Origin of the sequence: Okeania sp. SIO2C2 (assembly GCF_010692625.1) — a bacterium.
Lineage (GTDB): Bacteria > Cyanobacteriota > Cyanobacteriia > Cyanobacteriales > Microcoleaceae > Okeania > Okeania hirsuta.
The window spans coordinates 114235-138557 of record NZ_JAAHGM010000009.1; the positions used below are offsets into that span (position 1 = coordinate 114235).

Here is a 24323-nt window from a genome sequence, read left to right on the forward strand (position 1 = left end):
TCTAAAATTAAGCGACTTATTTATAGAAGTTGGGGATGTTTTACCCAAGCTTTTCGGTCCGGACTGCTCCACAAACAGGTGCCTAATTATATGCACAAATTTTTTGGCTGATAGCTGATAGCTGATAACTGATAGCTAGTTAATTCTGAGAATCATCGTTAAAGGATGAAGACTCAGCTTCAGATACAGGTACCCCTGTTTCCTTCACTTTGGAACTTCCTTGTGAAATTAGCTTGAAGCGCTCTCGAATACCAAGAGTTTTCTTAGAGCCAAAATCATAAGGACCATAAGTAACTACTGGCAACACTTCCCAGTTTTCAATGATAGGAGGAGAGCTAGTTGTCCACTCCAAGGATAAACCGCCCCAAGGATTACCATCAGCTTTTGGTCCGTACATCCAACTCCAAACCATGTTGATGAAGAATGGTATTACAGACAAACCTAGAATAATTGACCCATAAGTACAGATGTGGTTAATAGCTTCAAACTGAGGGTCATACATGGCAATACGACGTGGCATTCCTTGTAAACCCAATTGGTGCATGGGTAAGAAAGTGAGGTTGGTACCAATTAAAGTCAGGATAAAATGAACCCGACCCCAGGTTTCGTTGTACATCCGACCTGTCATTTTGGGGAACCAGTGATAGATACCTGCATACAGACCAAATACTGAACCACCAAATAAAACGTAATGGAAGTGAGCTACAACATAGTAACTGTCATGGACGTGAACATCGAATGGAGCTGTTCCCATGGTTACACCACTTAGTCCACCCATAACGAACATTGCTAATAGACCAATGGCAAACAGCATCCCACTTGTATAGCGGATTTTTCCGCCCCAGAGGGTAGCTACCCAACTAAAGATTTTGACCCCTGTGGGAACTGCAACAATTAGAGTTGAGATGGTGAAGAACATCCGCATCCAAGGAGGAGTTCCACTGGTGAACATATGGTGTACCCATACGAACAAACCTACTAGACAAATAGCGAGACTGGAATAAGCGATCGCTTTATAACCAAATATCCCTTTGCGAGCATGAACGGGAATGACCTCTGAGAGAATGCCAAAAATTGGCAGAATCATCAGATAAACTGCGGGGTGAGAATAGAACCAGAATAAGTGCTGGTAGATGACCACATCACCGCCCATCTCTGGTTTAAAGAAGCCGGTGCCAAAGTTGATGTCAAATAATAACAGTACTAAACCTGCTGCTAAGACAGGAGTTGAGCATAGTGCCAAAACGGAAGTTGCTAAGATTGCCCAGCAGAATAGGGGTAGTTGTTCCCACTTCATACTAGGAACTTTCATTTTGAGGATGGTGACGATAAAGTTTAGCGCACCCATGATGGAGGAAGTTCCCACTAATACAATACAGAGAATCCATAAAGTTTGTCCGATGTTATTAGTAATGATGCTTAATGGGGGATAAGCAGTCCAACCACTTTGCGCGCCACCAAAAGCTAAACTAGCAATTAAGAATGCTCCAGCAACTGGGTTGAGCCAGAAGGCGATCGCATTGAGGTTAGGAAATGCCATATCTCTAGCTCCCACCATTAGGGGGACTAGATAGTTACCAAAACCTCCAATGGCAGCAGGCACGATCCACAGGAAAATCATAATCGTGCCATGATTTGTCAGGAAGGAGTTGTAAACATTTGGGTCGAGAAAGTCTGCATCTGGTGTGTAGAGTTCTGCACGCATAGCCATGGCCATGAGACCACCGACGAGATAAAAGATGAAGGCGGTAACCAGATATTGAATGCCGATTACTTTGTGGTCTATGTTATAGCCGAAGTAGTGATACCATTTCCATGCCTCCGGATGTGCTTTTTCCGGTTCTGGTTTGGTTTCTAAAGGAATTTGTGTTTGTGTCATCTGTAAATTATTTTGACAATTACGAATTAATTATTGGGGAGGTTGAACTCATTTTTTTTTACCTTTGGAGCTGACTCCTCCCCAACTTTTCCCCTGTAAGAATAGGGATTTTTGGATTCTCCTGTGAGAAAGTATTAGCTGCTAGTAGTTCTAGTGCAGGATGGCGGAAATAACTGACTGGTTACAAAGTCCTATCAATAAACAAATACAAAACTTTTGACTTTTAACTTCCGCGTAGCGGCACTAGTCTAGTTTGGGTGAATTTGATTTAATGTTTCGGAATCGATACCCATTTCATTAGCATAAGGGCTAAGATACTCCGATTCTGATAAATCAGCAGTATTTACTGCTACAGCTTGATTCAACTGTGGTTGCTCGGCAAAAGTATTTTCTTCTATCCAAGCTTCATACTCTTCTTGAGTTTCAACAACTACTTGTGTTCTCATTGCTCCGTGGTAAGCACCGCAAAGTTCTGCACAATATACTGGATATTCACCAGTTTTGGTAGCTACGAACCGGAGTTGCGTATTTTTACCAGGAATTGCATCTTGCTTCAAACGGAAAGCAGGTATCCAGAAAGCATGAATCACATCTTGAGCAGAAAGGTTGATTTGTATATCCTTGTTGACAGGAATATGGAGTTCTCCTGCTAGAACACCACTTTCGGGATAGGTCATCAGCCATCCATACTGAATTCCTGTAATGTCAACAACTACATCTGCTGGGTTAGCTCCCTCTTCAGGAGTTGCCCCAAAGCCATATTTGCTCACTTCTTTTGTAGCTACTTCCTCTGACTCCATTCCTTCAGCGTCTGCTATTAGGGGAGCTGCCAGAGCTGATCCTGACTTCACTGTTTGCAGTTCGGATGAAGAAACATGAGCTACTTTTGTTCCTGCTGGATCGAACCCACCCATCTGTCTGTATACATCTACACTATAGATACCAAGACCAATCACAATGATGGATGGAATTGCAGTCCAAAATATTTCTAATGGTAAATTTTCCCGAAAGGGAGCGCCATCACCATCGTCCCCTTTGCGTCTACGAAATTTTATTGCAGAGAAGACAATTGTTCCTTCTACAACTAGAAATAAAGCTGCTGCTATAGTAAACATGACGTCAAAAAAACCGTCCACCAGAGGAGCTTGTACTGATGCTTGCTCTGGTAATAGACCATGATTTTGACCTAACCACACGCTAATTATGGTGATTATTATACCAACTACTAGGGTGATTACTGAGACTGGTATTTTTTCTTTTTCTTCCATATATTACCTCTTTAATTTGTCTTCCTCCCCCTAGCCTAGGCAGAGGAGTCTTTGACTTTTTGTCATACTCAATTACATAGGTTAAACTAAGCATCTACTTATAAACTAGATATAATTGTTACTATTTATCAAAATTATAGATTATCTTAGTTTTTCATAGATTTCTCTCGAGAGAGTTTATATTATTTTAACTATTGCACTCAAAAATTACCCCACAGTTTGTATAAACAAAGTTAAATTAAATATGTACTCTTAAATTGCATACTTTGATTGATTAATTTATTAGAAATTAAAGAAAAAGTTAAAAATATTTTTTTGGGGAAAATCAGTAACACTGATAACAGTAAGCTGTAAATAAAATTTAAATCAGAAAACTTTCTAAAGCAGAACAAATCTTCAGATAGTATCCCTTATAGTAACAAAAATTAGACACATTAATAATTGTCAGATGTGATGATTATTTCTGAATTTAAGATTCAGTATGTTGTTAATTTAGCAAGATTTTAGATTACAGCTAATAAAAATCTTATGGCCAATTCTGTTTTAAATAACAATACAATTATTTCCTCTCAGTCTCCAGCGCGCGAACGCATTCGTGGTTTGGTTTGGAAACTATGTATAGCAACCCTATTACTAATGGCTATTGGCAGTGCTACCAGAGTTATGAATGCAGGTTTAGCCTGTCCTGATTGGCCGTTGTGTTATGGTAAATTAGTACCAATGGCACAGATGAATCTGCAAGTATTTTTAGAGTGGTTTCACCGACTAGATGCAAGTTTAATCGGTTTTGGCACGATCGCTCTCATGGGTTTATCATGGTGGCATAGACGAGAATTGCCAAGCTGGCTACCTTGGGCATCGACTTTTGCTCTGGGACTAATAGTTTTCCAAGGGGTACTCGGTGGATTAACTGTCACAGAATTATTACGCTTTGATATTGTCACCGCTCACCTTGGTACTGCTTTGCTTTACTTTATGACTCTATTAGTTATAAGTTTGTCAATGATGCCTTATAAAGGTACAGGTAATGTTGGTAAACTACCTTCGGTAGGATTAACTGCTGCAATTTTAGTTTATTTACAAAGTTTACTCGGTGGGTTGGTTGCTTCTCAGTGGGCATTGCATCAATGTTTTGGAGTGGCGGAACTTTGTAAAATAATGAATAGTCATATTGCTGGCGTTGTTCCTCCGACTTTAGCAACATTAGCATTGGTAGTAATGGCGTGGCGCACCTCTGCCTTACATCCGCTGCTGCGAAAGTTAGCAAACTGGTCTGGTTTATTAGTATTAGCTCAGATTAGTTTGGGGGTTATGACCTTCCGGTTACGTCTGCAAATTGAGTTATTGACCGTATCTCACCAAGCTGTAGGAGCAGCATTATTAGGAACTTTAGTCGCATTTACTGTTATTGCTTTACGCGATCGACAATTTGCAAAAGCTTAAAAAAGCAGTCAGCAGTCAGCAGTCAGCAGTAAACTTTTAGAAAGGGATTGAAACCTCCTTCTAAACCTTCCGGTTTATAGAACTGGGGATTTAAACCCAGACCTATAAAAGCTGATAGCTGTTTGCGGAGCATTCCGTCAGGAAATGCTAAAAGCTAGTTAATTGTTAACATAGATACAGTAATATAACCCTCTTTTGTGAGTTATTAAATTACAGGACTTACGCAAATTTACCTTGAAAACGCCATCTGTAGGGGCGAATGGCATTTGCGTTACGCAAAGCTCCGCTAACGCCCTCACTCGATTTAGTGTCCGTTTACAGCACTGTCAGCTATCGGTGAGTACAGAACTAGCGGGCAAGATGCCCGCACTACAAGAATTTCACCGTAGATCGTTTGCCCGAAATATGCTGTACAACTATTCAACCGGACTAAATTTTTTAAACTGGCTAACATCAAAAATTAACTGGTACTAATATCCGTTTTTATACTGCCCATAAACTTTAGACTACGGAAACAAAAATCAGTTAAAACAGAAAATTAACAAACTAAGAATCTATGCAAGAAGTTATTTCTCATCATCTTCCACGACGCCATGATAATATCCTACAAGTACTCAAAAGCTATTATCAACTAACAAAACCTAGAATTATTCTACTGCTACTAATTACAACAGCAGCCGGAATGTGGTTGGGAGCAAAAGGAGAAGTCTCTCCCCTTCTACTATTCGTGACATTAATAGGTGGTGCATTAGCTTCTGGTGCAGCTAACGCTATTAACTGCATCTACGACAGCGATATTGACTATATTATGGAGCGTACTCGCTGGCGTCCTATTCCCTCTGGGAGAGTCAAACCCCGCGATGCTTTAATTTTTGCATTCACTCTAGCAGCTACATCATTTACTTTACTCACAGTATTTGCTAATTTACTAGCAGCACTGTTGGCAATGTCTGGAATCGTTTTCTACGTTGGTATTTACACCCACTGGTTAAAACGTCATAGCGTACAAAATATTGTAATTGGCGGTGCTGCTGGTGCTATTCCTCCATTAGTAGGTTGGGCAGCTGTTACTGGTGAGTTGAGTTGGACTGCTTGGTTACTATTTGCAATTATCGTTATTTGGACTCCTCCTCATTTTTGGGCTTTGGCAATCTATATTCGCGATGAATATAAGGAAGTGGGAGTGCCAATGTTACCTGTAATTGAAGGAAATGAGGAAACAGCTAAACAGATTTGGGTTTACAGTCTGATTTTGATTCCGATGACGTTGTTGCTAGTTTATCCGTTGCACGCGAGTGGAGCAGTTTATGCAGTATTGGCAACTCTCCTCGGTGGAGTCTTTATCAAGAAAGCTTGGCTATTATTAAAAGAGCCTTCCAATAGAGATGTAGCGCGATCGCTGTTTAAGTATTCCATCTACTACATGATGTTATTGTGTTTAGTTATGGTGATTGACAGTTTACCTTTTACTCGCGGAATTACTACTGCTGTAGCGGATAATTTGCAAACTTTTATTGGTAGTGCGATCGCAATTTTATCTTAGTTACTATTGGACAATAGTTAGACAATATAATTTTGTTTCAGGTAGGCATTTTGCCTGCCTTTTAGTTTGACAATTTGTAGTTTGATAAATATTTAGAATTAGGTTATAATATTAATTTTTTTTTATACCAACCTTACGATTTTATTTTTGGTATTTATTCTCTCACACTTCCCTTTTATAGAAAAATTAACTAATCTTGTGTATAAGCTAAAAATCATTTAGATTTTATACTGCATCTTAACCTGTTGCTTTTAACAAAAATTAAATATATAGTTGTTTAAATGCTAAATATCTTATCACTTTAGGAATTTAGATTATACATACTTTACTATATTCAGGACTACTGACATTGATGGTTGGAGTCTCAGGTTCCGAGTCCTCAGAGGCTGATAAATACAAAGTTCTTATACAGAGATTACATAATAATACATGATACATGGTATGTTGCTAGTACCATTTTGATCTAGTCAATTATAACAGCTATCTTAACAGAAGCTATTTACCATTTCGGTATTCGTTCTTTGCTACAAAGATACTGTATTAAACTATGGATGAAAAGGAGAAATCTTACTCCTATTAAACAAAAGATGAGTGTTTTTCAACGTTCGATAGGGACAGGTAATGGAGCAAATATTTATTCTCTTCCCTATCAACAGCTATGTGGTCAGGTTGCCAATGCTTTACGGAATCAACTTGAGTCTGGAGAGGGTGATTTATTAGAGATATTTGCTTACAATGTACCTCCAGAAAATTTAGAAAGATTAAAAAATCAAAATACTCAAAACTTATCGAACGAGGAACAAAGTGATTTATCTATTATAAAGGAACAGGTACTTAATCAGGCAGAGATAGGTCTTGATGATCTTCAAATCACTCTAGCTAAGTTTTGGCTTAAAATAGACTATTTTTTCTCAATCGTGATCGCTTTTATAATTTTAGAGTTCTTATTGACACCTGCCAATAAGTCTGTGTTTAATCTCAGTGATGGGAGTGAAAATGAGATAATTGCATTGCTTGTTTCTATGATATCAGGATTTTTAGCTCCGACAATTCGTAATTTATTAGTCAATATACTTTACAAGAAATAGAAAAATTTTGCTGTTAAATATTAACAATATCTGAAAATGCTCAACGACAACAATGCAGAAAGATAAAATAATAACCATCCGAAAAAATATATATGCAATCAAAGAAAAAGTTGATGGTAAAACTGAGATACCTGATCGTGACATAATTATTCTAGTTCATGGATATAATGTTTCGGAAGAAGGAGCGAAAGAAGCATACACAAAGTTTCAAGAAAACTTTAGTAAATACTCTAGTCAATTATCAAAACTCAACAAAGCCATCTATTGTTTTTTGTGGCCTTCTGATAAACCTAATAAACTTGATAGTATATTATCTTATTTTAAAACAGTAAATACCGCTAAAATTTGTGGAGAAAGGTTTGCTAAATATTTAAACAAATTAAATTTAATTTCCACAAGTAATGAGCAACCTCGTATTACATTAATAGGACACTCTTTAGGCTGTCGTTTATTACTTGAAGCTTTAAAAAAGACAGTAAATACTAACCTTAGATTGGAAGTTTTCTTAATGGCTCCTGCTGTCCCAGTGTCTATGGTACAACCAGATAAACAGTTAAATTCAAGTATTTCTTCTACAGAAAAATATAGTATCTTATACTCAAAAAAAGATGATGTTTTAAAATGGACTTTTCCTCTAGGTCAAAAATTAGCAGGAGAAGGATTTGATGAGGCTGTAGGTTTAAAAGGAAACCCCCATAAGGGAGTTTGATCTAATACTAAAGAAACAACCTACGGTCATAGTGATTACTGGAAAGGAGAAGAATCAGCGGAGTGGATTGCTGCAAAATTAGGAGTTCTGAAAACTTTTTCGAGAAAGCTAAAATTACAGCGACCAACACCAGCATTTGAGGCTAGAGATTTAAAATGGCGAAAAATTTCATGGAGGTCAATCTAGCTTGATATTTTTATTAGACAAAACCCTGTCTTGAGTACCTACTAATCCTTTGAGAAAGCTACTATTTAATGCTGTTTTCCCTTCTTTACTGTTATCTATTCCCTTTTTAATAGTACTTAGTCTCCACAGTCCAGATAAAAATTTTATATTATTGACTTACAAATTTTACAATATATACCTTAAAGATAATTATGACTTTATCTACTATCATCAACATCGCAATTACCCTCATTTTTATAATGAATAGCTTCAATTCCATTTATTATATTAGGTCGTAATATCAAATCCGGTTAAACAGCCATAGAATGGTTAAGTCAGGAGGAGTCAGTCCTCAGGAGTCAGGAGGAGAGAGAATGACAAAGATGAGCGTAGTTATAACGATTGGAGAATTTTTTTATGTCCAATTAAACGGATTTGATATAAGTTATCTTTTTAGTCAAAGGGACATCTCCTGTAAAGTATTTTGATTCCCCTTATTATTTGTAATATTCTTTTTTCAAAATGTTATAACAGCTTATGAACCAAGACAGAATTATATTATGGTATCGTAACGACTTACGCGTCCATGACCATGAACCGCTCGATAAAGCATTAAAAATTAAGGCTCAAATTATTCCTATTTATTGCTTCGATCCAAGACAATTTGGTAAGACAAATTTTGGCTTTCCTAAAACAGGTGCTTTTCGGGCAAAATTTTTAATTGAAAGTATTACTGAGTTGCGTAATACTCTGCAAAAACTAGGTAGTAATTTAATAATTAGTCAACAAAAACCAGAAATAGCAATTCCTCAACTTGCTCAAGAATTAAAAGTTAAATCTGTATTTTTTCATCGAGAAGTTACAGCAGAAGAAATTCAAGTAGAAACAGCACTTCACCAAGCATTAAAACAAATTGGGGTTAAGTTTCAATCATTTTGGGGTCATACACTTTACCATCCTGATGATTTACCTTTTGAAATTAAACAATTACCAGAAGTATTTACCAGTTTTCGGAAAGAAATAGAAAAAAAATCTACTATAAATCCTACATTTTCAACTCCTAAAAAATTACCATTTTTGCCAGAAGTTGACCTGGGAGAATTACCTACTTTATCCAAACTCAATCTAGAATTACCACCACAAGATTCACGAGCAGTTTTAACATTTAGAGGCGGAGAAACTACTGGAAAAGAAAGAGTAAAAAATTACTTTTGGCAGCAAGATTGTCTAAAAGTTTATAAAGAAACAAGAAATGGAATGCTAGGGGCAAATTATTCCTCTAAATTTTCTCCTTGGTTAGCTTTAGGATGTTTATCACCTCGTTATATTTATGAACAGGTGCAAAAATATGAAGAACGGAGGGTAAAAAATAATTCTACTTATTGGTTGATATTTGAATTATTATGGCGAGATTATTTCCGATTTATTTGTCAAAAACATGGGAATAAAGTATTTTATAAATCTGGTTTACAAGGAGTAGCTATTCCTTGGCAGGAAGATTGGGAAAAATTTAGAAAATGCCAAGAAGGTAAAACAGGATTTCCTTTAGTAGATGCTAATATGCGCGAACTTTTAATGACAGGTTTTATGTCAAATCGTGGTAGACAAAATGTTGCTAGTTTTCTGACTAAAAATTTAGGAATTAATTGGCAAATGGGTGCTGAATGGTTTGAGTCTTTACTGATAGATTATGATGTTTGTAGTAACTGGGGAAATTGGAATTATACTGCTGGAGTAGGAAATGATGCACGAGGTTTTCGTTATTTTAATATCCCTAAACAGGCAAAAGATTACGACCCTGAAGGAAAATATGTTAAACATTGGTTGCCAGAATTAAAAGGAATACCTGCTGCTAAAATACATGAACCTGGGAAATTATCACCTGTTGAACAAGAGAAGTTTGGAGTAAAAATTGGTGTTGATTATCCACAACCAATGATTGATTTGTGGCAGTCTGTTAAGGAGAATGAAAAAATTTATAACGGTGCATTAAAACCCTCAATAAGAAAGCATAAATATTGAATGGCAGACAGGTATTAATAAGTTTGCTCAAATATAGTAAGTTTTATTATTGTATTGTCTAACAAAATTTTTTGTTTCTCAAAGACTTGACTGTTAATATCAAATATTTCTATTCCTAAAGCAAATTATAATATAGTAATGGCCAAAATACATCTTTGGCAAGAAGAAACTAAAATAATCGATAATTTAGTTCATGTCAGTACCACTATAGAAATGTCAAATCAATCTCAAGTTAATCTTTGGTATCGTTTTTCTCTTAAATATCAAGAAGATATAAACACTAACTGTGATTCTTTTGTGATTGCGACAATTTTATTAGCAATGAGTCAAGGTTGCGATTAATTATCCATGGTCAAGTTTCTCAATCTTTACTGGATAATTTTAGATGAATTTCAAGACGCATGGTGCTGCTATCCATTGCAAAAATATACAAAAATTATGGTTCAAGCAGACACAGAAAAAGAATTAGAAAAGCCATTAGGTCAACCACAAGCTATTTCAGCATTTTCAGGTGGTTTAGATAGTTGTTTTACTACTTTTCGTCATAGTCAAGATGTTTATAGAAGAAAAAAACATAATTTATTAGCTGATTTAATGATACATGGTTTAGATATTCCTATTTCACAAGAAGATGTATTTACTAGAGCGTTGAAAAAATCTACAATAATCGTTTCAACTATTTAGGGACAATATTCATATGATCATTCCCACAGTTTCTTGATGCACTACCCTTAGTCCCAATAGTGTTTTTTCTTCAACTTAATAAATTACGCAATCGAGATGTTATTCAAAGTGATTTATCCTCGAATATAATTCAACTTCCTATTAATGCTGATTCTGATCAAGAATGGTTGACATAACAGATTTTTAATAATTAAATTTTTTACATTAAAAGTAGCGATAAATTAATAGTAAAAACCTAATTATCTTTAATAGATTTGAGAAAATGTAGTTCCCAATTCATATAACATTTATCATTTTCTAGATAATAGCCTAAATATGTTTCTATACCTTCGAGAATCTGGTTATAGTTTGCTTGATCAATACCAAAAAGTAACTGGCAGTAATCTACCATACTAGCTACTGAATCAAAACACCAATGATAACTAATAGAAGCATTATGTACCACTTGAAAATTAATGAATTCTAGTTCATCTTTTGTGTTTTCTGTTAAAAAATTACCTTGATGACCCATAGAATTATATTGATCGACAAAAATGTTTAAAAAGTTAGCAACTTTTGAATCTTTTAAAGCATCTGCAATACAAAATATTCCCTTTGTCTTTAATAAACGGTAAGCTTCTTTGTAAAAGTCAACTTTATGCTCGATATGATGCAATCCAGCCAAACTCATAATCCGATCAATACTATTTGAGTTAAGTGGAATATTACTGATATCTTCACAAACTACAATAGTATTGTTGACTGTATTGTGAGAATCTTTAATAAACTCATTCGATGTTTCTATAGAAATAATTTTCAGATTCTGTTGAATAAAATTACTAATATAGCATCCCCCTGAAGGCATATCACAAATAATCTGATTATCTTGTAAGTCAGACAATTTAATTATATTGTTAAATTCTGCTGCTCTGGCTAGAGGATACTTCAGCATTCCTTGATGGTATAAAGTACCTCGTTGATTAAATATATCTTTGTAATTTTTAAACATTTTACCCTCTCCTCAAAATTTTGTTATGCAATTATCTTTTATGTTTTAGATTATTATTTAACAAAAATTTTAATTGCCGTAACTTCTCTTTCCCCGAATCAGGAATCATTTTTTCTAAATTTATCAATATGCGGTTTTTGAGAACAGTTGCTTGCAAAACTTTGATCCAAAAACCAGAAATTTGATTAATTTTAATTAGTTTGAGAATGTGTTCCATTGAATCCAAAGATCCACCTCTAAGCTTAAGATTAGCAATTTGTTTGTTTGTAACATCTTTCGGAAAACAAGGTGGTAATTCATAACCTAAAGCTCGAAAATTTAAGATATTGCGAATACATTTTTCGCAACGTCCACAGTTACGATCTTTTTGTTCACCTTGCCAACAAACTCTTAAGTTTACTAAAGCTTCATCCCAATTATAAATCTCTTTTATTTTCTCTAAGCGACCAAATTTTCCCCCATCATAAATGATGGTAAAAGACTTACTTGATAGTAAAGGATCAGTGAGGGGATTTGAGCCATAAGGTAAAGTAATATCTCGGTAGGCATAAGAAGCAGGAATTAACCCTGTATTGTAACCTTTTTTAACTAAGTTTAAACAAGAGGCGATCGCTGTGCCAAAAACATCTTCCCAATTAAGTTTAATTACTTTGCGAAAATTAGTTGCTATGGGGATTAATTCCATGCCTAAACTTGATAACATAATTTGAGACTTTTGAGCAGCACGAGAAAAGATTTCTTCTTGCTCTACGGGAATATCAAAACCATGCACCATTAAACCAGCTTTCAGATTACGTTTTTGTCTACCACAATTTCCTCGACTATGGCGAAAGGCGGTAAAACAACTATCAACTCCTCCAGAAAAAGCACTAATTGCTTTCTCTGTTGCTAAAATTGTTTCTTGTTCTTTTTCAGTTTCAGCGTTAATTTGGATGATATTATATTGCTCTGGTTTCCAAGCAGACCAAATTATTTGGAATTCTTCTAAATTTCTCAGTAAAGAGGGAGAAACTTCTCCATGCACCATTAAATCTGTGCCTTGATTCATTGCTAGAAAAATGATAGCAATGACAAAAGGGTCACAGCTTGAAATTAAAATAGAACGATAATTTTTGGGGATGCGATACCAAAGTTGCTGTCGATTTTGTTGAGGATTTTCAATAGTTACGCTAATAGTCATCAAACCATTAGCTTCAACTATTTCTTCTTGCCAGAGATGAGTTTTAGACATTAAATTTACAGATGAATTACAGGTGATTTTTTGACCAGAGTAACAATCCTAATAAAACCTTAATTCCAGAAGCTTCTAGAATAGAATCTGACTTAAATTTTAATTTAACGTCAGGAGGAGGTAGCAATTCATTAAAAACATCCATATTAAATAAATGTTCTACTTTGGAGCGTAATGGTTCTACTTCTCTTCGTACTGCTTGCCATCCTACATTGTTAATATCAGCAATTCGATAGTAATAACGTCGGTCATAACCAAATTCGACCTGTAACCTCCGCCATTTTTGCTGTGCTTTGAATAATATACTCAATTGCTGACGAATTGAGCTGGGTTTTAATGGTTCTGTATTCCAAGAATTCCGGTCTAATGGTAATTGTGCAAGTTGTGGAAATCTAGTACAGACAAGTTCTTTTTGCGCTCGTCTTTTATTCATTGTTGAAGTTGGTAATAAAACGGCAGTTTCTAACAGTTTTTTATCTAATACTATGAGTATCGGCCACGCACCAAAGGAACTTTCCCAAAGACTTGTACCCATGACAAATCGGTCGTTATTGTAAAGACGACAATACAAGACTTTTTGCCACTCTAAATCGGAGTATTCTTCGTAATTTTTTTTAAGAATACGGAGAGTATCTGAGAGCAGATCGCCAAATATATCTTGGTTGAGTAATTTACTTAATACCTCTTGGGAAAGTCCCTTACTATTTAATTCGCTAAAAATTGATTGAAAAGAAATAGGGTAACATCGAAGACAGTCGCCCAAAATTGAATTCATTGCAAAACCATTAATAATAGTTGCTGGTGAATTTTTTAAATAGAAATGAGCATCGGAAACCATCCCAGTCGTACCACCCAAACCTCCAGCTAAGTGTTCCCAATTGACGACAAAGTTAGCATAAAAAGGATACTGGCTCATCGGAGTTGAAACGACTTGGTGTTCCCAATTTAGGTGACGAGCTACAGCAGTGGCACATTCTAGTTCTATATCGCCCTGTTTTCCTAAGGTAAAGGCCACTGGATTAATGCCTTGACGGTGGAGAAATCCGGCTAACATCCGCGAGTCTAACCCTCCTGACAACAGAAAGTTATGTTTTTTGCTCGTGGAGGTGTGACGGGCGATCGCTTGGTCAATTGCTTCATCTAAAATGTCTAAATGTTCTGCAAATGAAAGATGGGAATAGGGAGTATGCTCCCTAGAGCAAGGAAGACGATAATGTTCTAACTCTTTAGCACCAGTTTCAGGCTGCCATTGCAGAATATTTCCTGCACCTAAACGTTTGGCATTTGACCAAAGTGTTTCTCCGTTAACTAAAACCCGCAGTAATAATAATCCTACTAAACCTTGTGGATTAAATTGAGGATTAAAGTTAGGATAATACCTAAAAAGTTCTGGACTTGAGCCAATCAGAATAACATTTTCATCGGTGTCATAATAAAGAGGAAAAAAACCTAATAAATCTGCTCCAACTATTAGTCCATGTTCGGGATTGTAAACTACAGCAGCATAAAAACCATCAAAGGTAGGAAAAGCATTATTAATCTTGCCAGGTTGCCATTTTTGTTGCAAAGATTCTGCATTAATCTGCTCGGTTGAATTGTGGGTTATGGCGTGTCCCCACACTACCGCAGCGCCATTATTATTAGTACAATGACTGATAGGAGCTTGAGAATTAGCCGCCCAAATACTGGCAAAATTTCCTGTCGTACAAGAGTTAGTTACTAATCCTGTGAAGGGTGGTAATAATGGCTTAACTTTGTTAATAAAATTTGTTCTGCGTTCTGGATCTGGATCGACAATAATTATTAGATTAGCCATAATTTATTGATTTTTTTCCTATTTTTATATTTAATTATATAACTAATTATATCTGAGCTGTTAAAAAGTGATTTTATTTATCACGAAAAAAAATTAAGTATGTAATAAAAACTAAAGTAGTTTATAAGCATTTTCCCTTCTACTTTATCCCCTCTATTCCCTGCCTGACTCTAACTATAAATTTTAATGCCTACCTATTTATTGAACAACTGAGTTAGGAGAAAATTTTAATTAACTCATATTCTAATTAACTCATAATTCAGATACTGACTTACTAATTTTATCTAAGTCTTTGACAAATTTACAAAAGGAAATTTTCGATGTCCAGGTTTGATAAAATAATTCATTTTTATGATAAGCATTGGGCAAAAATATGTGAGGTTTATTAAGTAAAATACATAAAATATGACCGTGTAAACGATTGGTAATTATTAATTTATGGCGTTGCAATTGATAGATTGCACTATGAATAAAGTGCCACGACCGACTGTGTAAACTAGAGTATTGTAAATTCTGAAACTTGAGTGTATAGGGATGAGAAGCTAGCCATTGTTGCCTAGTAAACCATTCTTGGGGAGTAGCTAAACCTCTTTGCCATCCTTCTCTAAATAGAGTTGCTACCCATCTCAGCAACTTAGTTTTTTCAACTCCTAAAACCCATTTGTAAGAAACCCAATCTGCAATGACTAAATTAGATAATCCGAGCTGACTAGGAGCAAAAGTTTGATTCAATTCACGGTCATCTCGACATAGATACAGTATAGAATTGTTGTAATTTTGTTGTTGCTCTCTGTTCAGACTATTAACCATTTGAAAAGCCATATCAGGAGCCATAAAAATTTGGCATTTAGTAAAATATTCACTAGCTAGTTTATAACTTAGACTATCTCTAACAAAAATCGTTAGAGCAGGGTGACTATTAAAAATATTTGCTGTTTTTTTGAGATTTTCTAAGTTTTTAAAGTAAATACTTTGGGGAAAAATTATTATAGGGCGGTCTTGATATTGAGTAATAATTTTCTCTCGAAATTTTTGACATTCTCCCCACAAATCCCCTAAATTTCCACCACCATTAAGAAAGATAGGAGCTTGACCAATTTTTTCTTCCATTTCTCTAGCAGAAAAATTTTTCACACTGGCAGCATATCCAATTTTTGTGTGATTAACTTCAGTTAGATAAAGAACGGAACCTAACCAAATTAGATGGTCTCCTAAATTCAAATAATCAGGATAATCTAGTAAAGCACATTTTTCATATTTTTCTAGATTGGCTAGAGAATAATACAACTTTTTTTTGATATCTTCAGGGGTTGTCATAGTATTATCTAAAATTTATTTAAGTTTGTCTAAAATAGTCATATAGCTGTTTTCTGCACAGATAAAAAGGACTGAATAAAGTACTCCATAAAAATTCTATCTCGCAAGCTAAACTAAGTTCTGTTTTACAATGTTTTCTGTGCTGTAAATAATACAATAAAATTTTCCTAAAATCATTAGCAATATAAATAGGCGCAGCCAAGGGTCTTTGCCAACTACTTATACGAATCATTCTGATATGATGTCTTGCTAAACCAACACCCCGTACTAGAGAAAGTAAATATTTTTTTTCTAAGCGATATGGAGGTATTTTATGTGTAATTACCATCTGAGGATTATGCCAAATTTCCCAACCGCCACGTTGGATATAGGATAAAGCTTCTAAATCTTCACTGGCTAACATAGAGTTACCAGTTCTACCTGTGAGAAATAATTTTTTCGGAACACAGTCTAACCAAGCTTGACGAAGAACAACTAGTCCCGCTCCAGGAGGGAGAATTCGTTTTTCTGGTGGATAAATCAAAGCTTGTTTTCCACGGTCAATTACTGCTAAAAAACTCGCTATTTTATCAAAATCTTTTGGCAGTTCTTTTTGAAAAGCTCCCTCAATTTGACCACCAAATGCTCCAGCTAGGGGATGGTTTTGAGCAAATAAATAAGCTTTTTCTAACCAATCTTTTTGAGGAAAATTATCATCATCAATAAATCCTACTAATTTACCTCGCGCTTTTTCAATAGCAGTTTGTCGAGCAAAAGCTAATCCTTGTTTTGATTCAAAAGTGTATCTTAATTCAATTTTTCCTGCCCAAAGAGTTTGGTACTGACACACACATTCAGCGGTTTTGTCTTGGCTATTATTATCAACAACCAAAACTTCCCAAGAAATATTGTGCTGATTTAATTGATGACTGAGTTTTTCTAGAACTTCACCTAAACGAGTTTCTCCATTATAAGTACATATAGCTATTGTAAATTGGAACATAAATGGGTTTTAGTTTACTAATTTACCGGAATTAAAGTCTTAATTACTTAAGACTTTAATTCATTATTCTCCATAGTTCGATGTTAATCTGGAAAACATCCCATAATTTTTATTATGGCATACAGGCTGAAAATACTATAAATTTCATCGATAAAAATGACAATATTTTGATTGATTGTTTGGAGTAAAATAGCATTTATCAGTGATTTCTCAGTGTGGTGAAGCACATTGATTTCAGTACAACCAAGGATGGTAAATAATAGACTGTAGCTCAGTTGCTGGGGAAAGGATATACCAAATGTCGCGCATTTTTGCTACATATACTCGACGAATAATAAACCTTTATTCATAGCAGTAAATGACTTTACTCATCGCATTACTTTTTAGAAATGCTTTGAAGAAGGAGACAGGAGACAGCTATACTGGAGACAGGAGGAAAATTACATGGGGATAGTCAACGAAGGGCCGCTCCGCGTCTACGCTCCCCCAAGTAATGCGTGAACACCCCCGTTGACGGTGGGGTATTAAACCCACAAAGAAAATGATAATACAAATCCTGTTAATTGCACATAGAATCCGGCTATATAATATCTGTTTATAATTTCTTAAATTACTCCAATATTAGACATCTTTTCCACGCATAGGTAGTAGGGAATAGAGGGAAATAATTGATAATTTCTGTACGATAATTGATTTGATTTTTTATTATTGAAGATGTCTATCTAAATCTCCCCTACTCCCCTCCTGGGAGGGGGAGGGGCGAGGGGTGGGTCCCCTACTCTCAACTATGTGGTAAGTATTCAACCGGATTTGATATAACTTGGTATCTGGCCATGAAAAAATTGAGTAAGGACTTGACACTATCTAAATGCTCTGCTAGAGTGTTAATTTAACAGATTAAACATAGAAATATGTCAGTCTCACGTCCAAAGTCCGACTGTTAATATATTCAAAACAAACAAAAAAACTAATGTTTCTCATCAATTCCTACTTTTATTTTTGGCACAGAGAGGTTCACTTGGAGTGAATTTAGCTTTTGCTATGAACCTCTAAGTGAACCGCAGAATAATAACTGCGGTTTTTTTATTTGTAAATTTCACTATCTCAAAAAAAGATGAAAACAGCTATGACTCAAGTTAATACCTGGTATTACGGTTTTTATTTTTGGCCTCGATATAATTCCGGGTAACTTGTCATGCTGACCTTCAACTTTTACCCGGAACTAACAACAGTTTCGGGTTTTTTATTTTTTACCCCACTTAATTTACATAAGGAGAATATTTCGTGTCTGACGCTAAACTTGCATCCAAATCTCATCCCGAACATCAAACAGTTATTAATATTTCTGAAAGGACAACAGTGGGAGGTAAAGATTTTTTGATTATTGGCGGTCCTTGTACCGTTGAAACTATGGAACAAATGGAATTAGTAGCAAGCAAATTAATAACTGCACCCATACAAATGTTGCGGGGTGGTGTCTATAAACCGCGCACTTCTCCCTACTCATTCCAGGGGTTGGGAATACAAGGATTGAAAATTTTGGCAAAAATTAGCCAACATTACCATCTCCCAATCGTAACAGAAGTAATGTCTATTCCGCAAATAGAGTCAGTGGTTGCTGATGCGGATGTGCTGCAAATAGGTAGTCGCAATATGCAAAACTTTGAGTTACTCAAAGTAGTGGGCAAAGTTGGCAAACCTGTAATTTTAAAACGGGGGTTATCTGCGACTATTCAAGAATTTTTGATGGCTGCTGAATATATTCTCAGTCATGGCAACCCGGATGTAGTTTTGTGCGAACGTGGTATTCGTAGTTTCGATAATTATACTCGTAATGTATTGGATTTGGGTGCGGTAGCTGCCTTAAGACAGTTAACTCACTTGCCAGTTATTGTCGATCCTTCTCATGCGGCGGGTAAACGGGAGTTAGTTGCACCATTGGCCAAAGCTGCTATTGCTTGTGGAGCAGATGGTTTGATGATTGAATGTCATCCTGTACCGGAAGAGTCTGTTTCCGATGCACGACAAGCATTGTCATTAGAAGATATGGTGGAGTTGGTTGAAAGTTTACGCCCCATTGCTACAGCAGTGGGGCGTAATATTTGTCAGGTAGAGGAGTTTTCTGTGGTTTAGTTTTTTAGCGATCGCTTTTATCCTGTCAATTTCACTCAGTCAGGACTATTGTCATCAAGGTCAAGATACCCTCAGGGGTTCTATAAAGCTCCTAGTTAACATCTTCTTTCTCTACTAATGCGTATGTCGCAATAATACAATGTAATATAAATGTATTTCAGGTGTTGGTTGAGAGACATAGAGCGATCGCTTGTATCAGATATAAAACCTATTTGGAAATAGAGCAGCAGACCGGGTGATAGGGTGATGGGGTGTATTGAAGTATTTTCAATTATTGCCTAATTCCCATGTACGACTTTGTACCTCTCAAATTTTGACGCGGGTAAATATTTCAGAAACAGAGTCACAGGAGTATGGGAATATTTTTCCTTTTTCCGGTATTGCCTAATTCCCACGAACGACTGGCTCAAAATTATCATCAAGGTCAAAATACTACTCAGGGGTTCTATAAAGCTCCTAGTTAACATCTTCTTTCTCTACTAATGCGTATGTCGCAATAATACAATGTAATATAAATGTATTTCAGGTTTTGGTTGAGAGACATAGAGCGATCGCTTGTATCAGATATAAAACCTATTTGGAATCTATTTACAGCAGTTTTGGAGTTGATGAGGTACAAAATTTTAGGACTTTAGGGAGTAGGGACTAGGGAGTAGGGACTAGGGAGTAGGGAAAAAAAGATTAATCTTAAAACTGTACCTCATTTATCCTAAAAAGTGCTGTAAAAATCAGGTGATGCGGAGGTGGGGTATATTGAAGTATTTTCAATTATTGTTTTACACCATGTAGGACTGTGTACCTCTCAAATTTTGACGCGGGTAAATATTTCAGAAACAGAGTCACAGGAGTATGGGAATATTTTTCCTTTTTCTAGTATTTCCTAATTCCCACGAACGACTCCATGGCTCAAAATTATCATCAAGGTCAAAATACTACTCAGGGGTTCTATAAAGCTCCTAGTTAACATCTTCTTTCTCTACTAATGCGTATGTCGCAATAATACAATGTAATATAAATGTATTTCAGGTGTTGGTTGAGAGATATAGAGCGATCGCTTGTATCAGATATAAAACCTATACAGCAGTTTTCATTTGGGTAGACCACAGTAGGAACGTTCCATGGAATGTCCTTACAAGGTTTGATGTGTGAAGATGTGGTTCATCAATTTGAAAAGCTCTGTAAGGTAATAATCAGATAACTAGACTACACTTATAGCAGCTATGCTGGAGGCAGAAATCAACATCCTACTTTGTCTAGCTTTGAGACTTTTAATCTGTCTATACGAGCTATGGTAACTGCTGTAAGTGAATATCAAGAGGTAAGAAGTAATCAAAATTATGGCAAAACTGCAATTAAAAAATCTCAGGAAACAATTTACTAAAAATGTCATTCCTGTTAAAGATATGAATATTGAAGTTGAAGATGGGGAATTTTTAACCTTATTGGGGCCTTCTGGTTGTGGAAAATCAACTCTACTAAGACTTATTGCTGGGTTAGAAACACCCACTCAGGGTAAAGTAGTCATAGGCGATCGCGATGTAACAAACGTACCACCGGGCGGTCGTAATATTGCAATGGTGTTTCAAAGTTACGCCCTTTATCCGCACATGACGGTCTTTGAAAATATTGCTGCTTCTTTGAAACTCCGTAAAATACCTCAAGATGAAATTCAGCAACGAGTTAATAATGTTGCTCAGAAACTCGAATTAGGAAAATTATTAGACCGCAAACCCCGGGAGATGTCTGGTGGACAAAGACAAAGGGTGGCATTAGCTCGATCGCTGGTACGCAACCCAGAAGTATTTTTGTTAGATGAACCTCTCAGTAATTTAGATGCACTATTACGCGAACAAGTACGAGCAGAGTTGAAACAGTTATTTAACTCTCAACAAAAACCTGTAGTTTATGTCACTCACGACCAAACGGAAGCAATGACTTTATCGAGTAAAGTAGCAATTTTATATGATGGTTACTTACAACAACTTGATGCGCCTCATAAAATTTATAGTCGTCCTGCTAATAAATTTGTAGCTGGTTTTGTCGGTAGTCCGCAAATGAATTTACTGACTCTTAAATGTGAAGAAAATTATGCTATTTTGGGTAATTTTAAAATTCCTCTACCTGATTTTCCAACAATTCCAAAACAAATTGTTATGGGTATTCGTCCGGAAGATGTAGGTTTTGTTTTGGCTGAAACTTCTGAGGTTGCTATTAAAGGTAAGGTGTTTTTGGTAGAAAATTTAGGTAAGGAAAAACTGTTAATTGCTCGGGTGGAAAATTCCGAACAAAATATCCGTGCTTTAGTTCCTTATGACCAAACTTGGGGTGAATTAGTAACTTTAGAATTACCTGCTAAACAGATTCATTGGTTTGATCTGGAGTCTGGCGATCGCTTACTCCAATATTAAATAGGGTTTACTGAAAAAGTGGCTTTGATCGGCTCAAAAAAAACAAAATTTGGGTCTGTCCAGTCTTCAATAATTAATAATTAATAATTACCTCTCCTTGAAAAGAAGAGGATTGACTAATCATGAAAATTTTTATTTATTATCCCCTGAAAAGGGGAGGCGCATACCCACAATTTTTCGGTAAATAGCCAAATACCAAGAATTCTTAAGTTGGTGATCGGCGATCGCGATCGCGATGGGGAGAATGATCGCTCATTAGTTACCCATTCACGGTTGGGCAAGTTTTTCTCTATATTACGGATGGATACAAGATTGATCCTTGCCTAATCAACGATTGGGTTCGCGTAGCGGTGCGGAGCACGCTTCACCTAGTAAGCACCCGCAGCGATGACAAGAGTAGAAGTAGAAAACTGCCGTCATTGACACTATTTAGGGTTTGCTGAAAAAGTCTTATGGGTGAGGGTAGGAGTCAACCCACCCCCGCCCCTCCCAGGAGGGGAAAAGCCGAGTCAGGATAAATGGGAATTATAGAGGAGGTAGGAGGAAGAATAGTCCCTTGATTTTTCTGCGCAACTATGCGCCTAAAATGCTAATTTTTTGAACCTAAGCGACCTAAAAGCTGGGACTTTTTTTTAACTAAAAAATTCTAAAACCTTTATATGTCAATGCTTTTAGATTTAATCAGCAAACCCTATTTAGCTAGGTTACATCGCAAAACTTTGTGCTACTCCAAGTCCATTGATATGTTGTACAGATCAATTCCCTTGCTGATATATGATTTGAAACATCGGCAAATTCCTCAATTCTCGTAATCATTCGTCACTGTGCAACGCCGTAATTACCATATCCAAACAGCAGTGCCAGGGAAGAGTAAAAACAAATTGCTTGCTATAAAAGTTGATGAGAATTTACTAGCCAACCTAAAGAGTATGGATGATTGGCAGGACAAAGTAAGGGAAAAATTAAATCAATTAGTTGAGGAACAAGCGATCGCCCCTACCCCCGACCAAACATACCCAACAGGAGGTGGGCGGGGGTTGTGGTGAAGTAGATTGACAATTGCTAGAAGTTTTGTTATAATGTTAATGTAACAAATTATTTTGGGTTTTGTTATTTCTTCAAACAGGCGTGCATTAACTTTCCAGGGGTGCTACTAAATAACAGAGAATAGGCAATTAAGGACAAGGAGTTCAGTAAATGGGAAGAGTTAAATCAAGTCTGATGAACTTATCAAAAAAAATGAAAAATGCAAAGAAGCAATTGGCTTCCTTTTTACTAGCAATGGCGCTAGTACTAGCAGCTTTATCTTATCCCACTCCAGCTTATGCTACCGGTCTGACAACCATTCTGTCAGGTATTGATTCTGGAGTAAAAACAGTTGCTGAAATTTCAAAAGTATATAAAGACTTTAACCCTCCGCAAGAAGGATATGTGACCGTTATAAACGGCTTGAATGAAACTGTAACAGTAAGGTCATATAACAATAACGATTGGGCAATGTTCATCGCAGCGGGACAGATAAACTTAAAACCTGGTGCTGATGCCCGGATTACTGCATCAACAGATCCAGTCAAACTTTTATGGAAGCGCGGAGATTATGGAACCATGAGGGGTTTTGGGACAAAAAGAATTAGCCAATCTGTTGCTCCAAAAGATGCAGGACATATTTTTCTTATAAATGACAAAAATACACTCTAAACAGGCAACTAAAAAGCCTCACCCATCTCAATAAGAATGTTAGCCCCGGCACCGCTGGGGCTTTGTTGTATCAATTCTGTTGTTGACCCCAATAATAAACTAACTGCATTCCCTGTTTTCGCTTCTTGGTGTTGCACAATAGAGAATGATATTCTAGAATTTTCTAGACAGATGGAATGTCCTGATTGTCAAAGTCATAAAGTAGTGAAAAATGGTCATCGTCAGGGCAAACAGAGTGATCTGTGCCCTAACTGTGGCCGTCAATGCGCGAGAAAGCCCCTGTCCTGCGGGTTATAGTTCTGATCTTAAAGAGCTTTGTGTGAAAATGTCCCTATTTGCCATGGGATTGGGAGCCATTGAGAGAGTGACTGGTATTTCCCATAACACATTGCTCAACTGGGTACGACTTGCACCAAGCACAGATTCCCGATCGTAACTATGAAATACCTCAAACAGCTCACGCTAGATCAACTACAAACTTTGATTGGCTCAAAAAAAACCAAATTTGGGTCTGGAGAGTAGTCAACAGCAAAATGCCAGGAATTCTGAAGTTTGTACGGGGGCGTTAGGGAAGCTCCTCTGTAAGAGGCTCGCTCGTTAGTTACCTTGACTATATTGTGGCAGATGATTCACGGTTGGGCCGGTTTTCTTGAGATTACAGATGGATATCAGGTTGACCCCTGTTGAATCGACGATTGCGTTCGCGAAGTTCGGTGCGGAGCACGCTTCACCTAGTAAGCACCCGCAGCGATCACCAGAGTAGAAGGAGAAAACTGCCGTCATTGACACTACGCACCCTAGGTGACATCGTAAAACTTTGTGCTATTCCAAGTCCATTGATATGTTGTACAGATCAATTCACCTGCTGATCTATTATTTGAAACATCGTCAAGTTCCTCAATTCTCATAATCATTCGTCACTGTGCAACGCCAAAATTTGAATTCTTGA

The 24323-nt window shown here is 36.4% G+C and carries 20 protein-coding genes and 2 pseudogenes; 13 read left to right on the top strand and 9 right to left on the bottom strand.

What is annotated here, in order from left to right; genetic code table 11:
• Positions 1-139: 139 nt before the first annotated feature.
• On the bottom strand, positions 140-1879 hold the full coding sequence (ctaD, locus tag F6K18_RS09695; RefSeq protein ID WP_287520472.1) for a cytochrome c oxidase subunit I: 1740 nt from the start codon (positions 1877-1879) through the stop codon (positions 140-142).
• A 248-nt stretch (positions 1880-2127) separates the two neighbouring features.
• Positions 2128-3147: a cytochrome c oxidase subunit II gene (locus F6K18_RS09700; protein WP_287520473.1), complete on the bottom strand. Its 1020-nt coding sequence runs from the start codon at positions 3145-3147 to the stop codon at positions 2128-2130.
• A gap of 528 nt (positions 3148-3675) precedes the next feature.
• Here F6K18_RS09700 and F6K18_RS09705 point away from each other — a divergent pair.
• From F6K18_RS09705 to F6K18_RS09735, 7 genes are all read left to right on the top strand, one after another.
• Complete coding sequence (locus F6K18_RS09705) at positions 3676-4590, top strand: heme A synthase (protein WP_287520475.1); 915 nt, start codon at positions 3676-3678, stop codon at positions 4588-4590.
• Positions 4591-5146: 556 nt separating this feature from the next.
• The gene (locus tag F6K18_RS09710; RefSeq protein ID WP_287520476.1) at positions 5147-6133 is read left to right on the top strand and encodes a heme o synthase; all 987 of its coding nucleotides are present in this window, start codon (positions 5147-5149) and stop codon (positions 6131-6133) included.
• Between the two features lie 587 nt (positions 6134-6720).
• Positions 6721-7221: a hypothetical protein gene (locus F6K18_RS09715; protein ID WP_287520477.1), complete on the top strand. Its 501-nt coding sequence runs from the start codon at positions 6721-6723 to the stop codon at positions 7219-7221.
• Between the two features lie 52 nt (positions 7222-7273).
• Entirely contained in the window at positions 7274-7930 is a 657-nt protein-coding gene (locus F6K18_RS09720) for an alpha/beta hydrolase (RefSeq protein WP_287520478.1), read from the top strand.
• A gap of 702 nt (positions 7931-8632) precedes the next feature.
• Complete coding sequence (locus tag F6K18_RS09725) at positions 8633-10117, top strand: DASH family cryptochrome (protein ID WP_287520480.1); 1485 nt, start codon at positions 8633-8635, stop codon at positions 10115-10117.
• Positions 10118-10255: 138 nt separating this feature from the next.
• Positions 10256-10459, top strand: a complete 204-nt coding sequence (locus F6K18_RS09730) for a hypothetical protein (protein WP_287520482.1) — start codon at positions 10256-10258, stop codon at positions 10457-10459.
• 6 nt (positions 10460-10465) lie between these two features.
• Complete coding sequence (locus tag F6K18_RS09735) at positions 10466-10801, top strand: hypothetical protein (protein WP_287520483.1); 336 nt, start codon at positions 10466-10468, stop codon at positions 10799-10801.
• Positions 10802-11036: 235 nt separating this feature from the next.
• On the opposite strand, the gene F6K18_RS09740 is transcribed toward F6K18_RS09735, so the two are convergent.
• The 6 genes from F6K18_RS09740 to F6K18_RS09765 all read right to left on the bottom strand — a co-directional run bounded on the left by F6K18_RS09740 (position 11037) and on the right by F6K18_RS09765 (position 17996).
• Positions 11037-11789: a class I SAM-dependent methyltransferase gene (locus F6K18_RS09740; RefSeq protein ID WP_124155279.1), complete on the bottom strand. Its 753-nt coding sequence runs from the start codon at positions 11787-11789 to the stop codon at positions 11037-11039.
• Between the two features lie 31 nt (positions 11790-11820).
• Complete coding sequence (locus F6K18_RS09745) at positions 11821-13020, bottom strand: hypothetical protein (RefSeq protein WP_124146007.1); 1200 nt, start codon at positions 13018-13020, stop codon at positions 11821-11823.
• Between the two features lie 16 nt (positions 13021-13036).
• On the bottom strand, positions 13037-14836 hold the full coding sequence (locus tag F6K18_RS09750; RefSeq protein ID WP_287520486.1) for an asparagine synthase-related protein: 1800 nt from the start codon (positions 14834-14836) through the stop codon (positions 13037-13039).
• 252 nt (positions 14837-15088) lie between these two features.
• Positions 15089-16153, bottom strand: coding sequence for a polysaccharide pyruvyl transferase family protein (locus tag F6K18_RS09755; protein ID WP_287520488.1), 1065 nt, complete (start codon positions 16151-16153; stop codon positions 15089-15091).
• Between the two features lie 19 nt (positions 16154-16172).
• Complete coding sequence (hpsE, locus tag F6K18_RS09760; RefSeq protein WP_287520490.1) at positions 16173-17135, bottom strand: hormogonium polysaccharide biosynthesis glycosyltransferase HpsE; 963 nt, start codon at positions 17133-17135, stop codon at positions 16173-16175.
• Between the two features lie 705 nt (positions 17136-17840).
• Positions 17841-17996 (bottom strand): hypothetical protein, encoded by a 156-nt coding sequence (locus tag F6K18_RS09765; RefSeq protein WP_287308870.1) that lies wholly within the window; start codon positions 17994-17996, stop codon positions 17841-17843.
• Positions 17997-18419: 423 nt separating this feature from the next.
• Between F6K18_RS09765 and aroF the strand changes: the two genes are divergently transcribed.
• Both aroF and F6K18_RS09775 read left to right on the top strand, forming a co-directional pair.
• The gene (gene aroF, locus F6K18_RS09770) at positions 18420-19268 is read left to right on the top strand and encodes a 3-deoxy-7-phosphoheptulonate synthase (RefSeq protein ID WP_287520493.1); all 849 of its coding nucleotides are present in this window, start codon (positions 18420-18422) and stop codon (positions 19266-19268) included.
• Between the two features lie 1337 nt (positions 19269-20605).
• Positions 20606-21676 carry an ABC transporter ATP-binding protein gene (locus tag F6K18_RS09775; RefSeq protein ID WP_287520494.1) on the top strand — a complete coding sequence of 357 codons (1071 nt, stop codon included), beginning with the start codon at positions 20606-20608 and terminating at the stop codon, positions 21674-21676.
• Positions 21677-21792: 116 nt separating this feature from the next.
• On the opposite strand, the gene F6K18_RS09780 is transcribed toward F6K18_RS09775, so the two are convergent.
• Positions 21793-21957, bottom strand: a complete 165-nt coding sequence (locus F6K18_RS09780) for a hypothetical protein (RefSeq protein ID WP_287520496.1) — start codon at positions 21955-21957, stop codon at positions 21793-21795.
• Between the two features lie 411 nt (positions 21958-22368).
• Between F6K18_RS09780 and F6K18_RS09785 the strand changes: the two are divergent.
• The 4 genes and pseudogenes from F6K18_RS09785 to F6K18_RS09800 form a co-directional block, all read left to right on the top strand.
• Positions 22369-22488: pseudogene (locus tag F6K18_RS09785) on the top strand (IS1 family transposase); the annotation flags it as partial.
• Positions 22489-22500: 12 nt separating this feature from the next.
• Positions 22501-22722, top strand: coding sequence for a hypothetical protein (locus tag F6K18_RS09790; RefSeq protein WP_287520497.1), 222 nt, complete (start codon positions 22501-22503; stop codon positions 22720-22722).
• Between the two features lie 175 nt (positions 22723-22897).
• Positions 22898-23374, top strand: coding sequence for a hypothetical protein (locus F6K18_RS09795; protein WP_287520498.1), 477 nt, complete (start codon positions 22898-22900; stop codon positions 23372-23374).
• A 171-nt stretch (positions 23375-23545) separates the two neighbouring features.
• Positions 23546-24284, top strand: a pseudogene (locus tag F6K18_RS09800) (IS1 family transposase).
• The last annotated feature ends 39 nt before the right edge of the window (positions 24285-24323 follow it).

Coding starts and splice junctions, on each gene's coding strand:
- ctaD (WP_287520472.1), bottom strand. CDS start 1,879: ATGACACAAACACAAATTCCTTTAGAAACCAAACCAGAACCGGAAAAA.
- F6K18_RS09700 (WP_287520473.1), bottom strand. CDS start 3,147: ATGGAAGAAAAAGAAAAAATACCAGTCTCAGTAATCACCCTAGTAGTT.
- F6K18_RS09705 (WP_287520475.1), top strand. CDS start 3,676: ATGGCCAATTCTGTTTTAAATAACAATACAATTATTTCCTCTCAGTCT.
- F6K18_RS09710 (WP_287520476.1), top strand. CDS start 5,147: ATGCAAGAAGTTATTTCTCATCATCTTCCACGACGCCATGATAATATC.
- F6K18_RS09715 (WP_287520477.1), top strand. CDS start 6,721: ATGAGTGTTTTTCAACGTTCGATAGGGACAGGTAATGGAGCAAATATT.
- F6K18_RS09720 (WP_287520478.1), top strand. CDS start 7,274: ATGCAGAAAGATAAAATAATAACCATCCGAAAAAATATATATGCAATC.
- F6K18_RS09725 (WP_287520480.1), top strand. CDS start 8,633: ATGAACCAAGACAGAATTATATTATGGTATCGTAACGACTTACGCGTC.
- F6K18_RS09730 (WP_287520482.1), top strand. CDS start 10,256: ATGGCCAAAATACATCTTTGGCAAGAAGAAACTAAAATAATCGATAAT.
- F6K18_RS09735 (WP_287520483.1), top strand. CDS start 10,466: ATGGTCAAGTTTCTCAATCTTTACTGGATAATTTTAGATGAATTTCAA.
- F6K18_RS09740 (WP_124155279.1), bottom strand. CDS start 11,789: ATGTTTAAAAATTACAAAGATATATTTAATCAACGAGGTACTTTATAC.
- F6K18_RS09745 (WP_124146007.1), bottom strand. CDS start 13,020: ATGTCTAAAACTCATCTCTGGCAAGAAGAAATAGTTGAAGCTAATGGT.
- F6K18_RS09750 (WP_287520486.1), bottom strand. CDS start 14,836: ATGGCTAATCTAATAATTATTGTCGATCCAGATCCAGAACGCAGAACA.
- F6K18_RS09755 (WP_287520488.1), bottom strand. CDS start 16,153: ATGACAACCCCTGAAGATATCAAAAAAAAGTTGTATTATTCTCTAGCC.
- hpsE (WP_287520490.1), bottom strand. CDS start 17,135: ATGTTCCAATTTACAATAGCTATATGTACTTATAATGGAGAAACTCGT.
- F6K18_RS09775 (WP_287520494.1), top strand. CDS start 20,606: ATGGCAAAACTGCAATTAAAAAATCTCAGGAAACAATTTACTAAAAAT.
- F6K18_RS09795 (WP_287520498.1), top strand. CDS start 22,898: ATGAACTTATCAAAAAAAATGAAAAATGCAAAGAAGCAATTGGCTTCC.